Genomic DNA, 3,182 nt, shown 5'->3' on the forward strand with positions numbered 1-3,182 from the left:
AGGGTGATGGGTGGCTGGTCGTTGCTTGAGAACTACACAGTGGACGCGAGCATCTGTGGCCAAGTTTTTAAGGGCGCACGGTGGATGCCTTGGCACCAGGAACCGATGAAGGACGTGGGAGGCCACGATAGTCCCCGGGGAGCCGTCAACCAGGCTTTGATCCGGGGGTTTCCGAATGGGGAAACCCGGCAGTCGTCATGGGCTGTCACCCATGCCTGAACACATAGGGCATGTGGAGGGAACGAGGGGAAGTGAAACATCTCAGTACCCTCAGGAAGAGAAAACAACCGTGATTCCGGGAGTAGTGGCGAGCGAAACCGGATGAGGCCAAACCGTATGCGTGTGATACCCGGCAGGGGTTGCGCATACGGGGTTGTGGGATCTCTCTTTCACAGTCTGCCGGCTGTGAGACGAGTCAGAAACCGTTGATGTAGGCGAAGGACATGCGAAAGGTCCGGCGTAGAGGGTAAGACCCCCGTAGCTGAAACATCAACGGCTCGTTTGAGAGACACCCAAGTAGCACGGGGCCCGAGAAATCCCGTGTGAATCTGGCGGGACCACCCGCTAAGCCTAAATATTCCCTGGTGACCGATAGCGGATAGTACCGTGAGGGAATGGTGAAAAGTACCGCGGGAGCGGAGTGAAATAGTACCTGAAACCGTGTGCCTACAAGCCGTGGGAGCGTCGCTGTATGTGCTTGCACATGCAGTCGTGACTGCGTGCCTTTTGAAGAATGAGCCTGCGAGTTTGCGGTGTGTTGCGAGGTTAACCCGTGTGGGGAAGCCGTAGCGAAAGCGAGTCCGAACAGGGCGATTCAGTAGCGCGCTCAAGACCCGAAGCGGAGTGATCTAGCCATGGGCAGGTTGAAGCGGAGGTAAGACTTCGTGGAGGACCGAACCCACCAGGGTTGAAAACCTGGGGGATGACCTGTGGTTAGGGGTGAAAGGCCAATCAAACTCCGTGATAGCTGGTTCTCCCCGAAATGCATTTAGGTGCAGCGTCGTGTGTTTCTTGCCGGAGGTAGAGCACTGGATAGGCGATGGGCCCTACCGGGTTACTGACCTTAGCCAAACTCCGAATGCCGGTAAGTGAGAGCACGGCAGTGAGACTGTGGGGGATAAGCTCCATGGTCGAGAGGGAAACAGCCCAGAGCATCGACTAAGGCCCCTAAGCGTACGCTAAGTGGGAAAGGATGTGGAGTCGCAGAGACAACCAGGAGGTTGGCTTAGAAGCAGCCACCCTTGAAAGAGTGCGTAATAGCTCACTGGTCAAGTGATTCCGCGCCGACAATGTAGCGGGGCTCAAGCGTACCGCCGAAGTCGTGTCATTGCAGTACATACCCCCAACGGGGACTGTGATGGGTAGGGGAGCGTCGTGTGCCGGGTGAAGCAGCCGCGGAAGCGAGTTGTGGACGGTTCACGAGTGAGAATGCAGGCATGAGTAGCGATACACACGTGAGAAACGTGTGCGCCGATTGACTAAGGGTTCCTGGGTCAAGCTGATCTGCCCAGGGTAAGTCGGGACCTAAGGCGAGGCCGACAGGCGTAGTCGATGGACAACCGGTTGATATTCCGGTACCCGCTTTGAAACGCCCAATATCGAATCAGGCGATGCTAAGTCCGTGAAGCCGCCCTGGATCCTTCGGGTGAAGGGGAGTGGTGGAGCCGACGAACCAGACTTGTAGTAGGTAAGCGATGGGGTGACGCAGGAAGGTAGTCCAGCCCGGGCGGTGGTTGTCCCGGGGTAAGGGTGTAGGCCGTGTGATAGGCAAATCCGTCACACATTAAGGCTGAGACCTGATGCCGAGCCGATTGTGGTGAAGTGGATGATCCTATGCTGTCGAGAAAAGCCTCTAGCGAGTTTCATGGCGGCCCGTACCCTAAACCGACTCAGGTGGTCAGGTAGAGAATACCGAGGCGTTCGGGTGAACTATGGTTAAGGAACTCGGCAAAATGCCCCCGTAACTTCGGGAGAAGGGGGGCCATCACCGGTGATGAGTCTTGCACTCTGAGCTGGGGGTGGCCGCAGAGACCAGCGAGAAGCGACTGTTTACTAAAAACACAGGTCCGTGCGAAGCCGTAAGGCGATGTATACGGACTGACGCCTGCCCGGTGCTGGAACGTTAAGGGGACCGGTTAGTGACCTTTCGGGGTTGCGAAGCTGAGAACTTAAGCGCCAGTAAACGGCGGTGGTAACTATAACCATCCTAAGGTAGCGAAATTCCTTGTCGGGTAAGTTCCGACCTGCACGAATGGCGTAACGACTTCTCGACTGTCTCAACCATAGGCCCGGTGAAATTGCACTACGAGTAAAGATGCTCGTTTCGCGCAGCAGGACGGAAAGACCCCGGGACCTTTACTACAGTTTGATATTGGTGTTCGGTTCGGCTTGTGTAGGATAGGTGGGAGACTTTGAAGCCGTGACGCCAGTCATGGTGGAGTCGCCGTTGAAATACCACTCTGGTCGTGCTGGATGTCTAACCTCGGTCCGTGATCCGGATCAGGGACAGTGTCTGATGGGTAGTTTAACTGGGGCGGTTGCCTCCCAAAGGGTAACGGAGGCGCCCAAAGGTTCCCTCAGCCTGGTTGGCAATCAGGTGTTGAGTGTAAGTGCACAAGGGAGCTTGACTGTGAGACCGACGGGTCGAGCAGGGACGAAAGTCGGGACTAGTGATCCGGCGGTGGCTTGTGGAAGCGCCGTCGCTCAACGGATAAAAGGTACCCCGGGGATAACAGGCTGATCTTCCCCAAGAGTCCATATCGACGGGATGGTTTGGCACCTCGATGTCGGCTCGTCGCATCCTGGGGCTGGAGTCGGTCCCAAGGGTTGGGCTGTTCGCCCATTAAAGCGGTACGCGAGCTGGGTTTAGAACGTCGTGAGACAGTTCGGTCCCTATCCGCTGCGCGCGTAGGAATATTGAGAAGGGCTGTCCCTAGTACGAGAGGACCGGGACGGACGAACCTCTGGTGTGCCAGTTGTCCTGCCAAGGGCATGGCTGGTTGGCTACGTTCGGGAGGGATAACCGCTGAAAGCATCTAAGCGGGAAGCCTGCTTCGAGATGAGTATTCCCACCTCCTTGAGAGGGTAAGGCTCCCAGTAGACGACTGGGTTGATAGGCCGGATGTGGAAGCCCAGTAATGGGTGGAGCTGACCGGTACTAATAGGCCGAGGGCTTGTCCTCA

Annotated in this window: 1 rRNA gene; it reads left to right on the forward strand. The window is 56.8% G+C overall.

The features are described 5' to 3' along the window. Positions 1-57: 57 nt before the first annotated feature. Positions 58-3,181, forward strand: a 23S ribosomal RNA gene (locus ABZY12_RS34155). Position 3,182: the final 1 nt, after the last annotated feature.

Source organism: Streptomyces sp. NPDC006551 (assembly GCF_040611675.1).
In the GTDB taxonomy this organism is placed as follows: Bacteria; Actinomycetota; Actinomycetes; order Streptomycetales; family Streptomycetaceae; genus Streptomyces.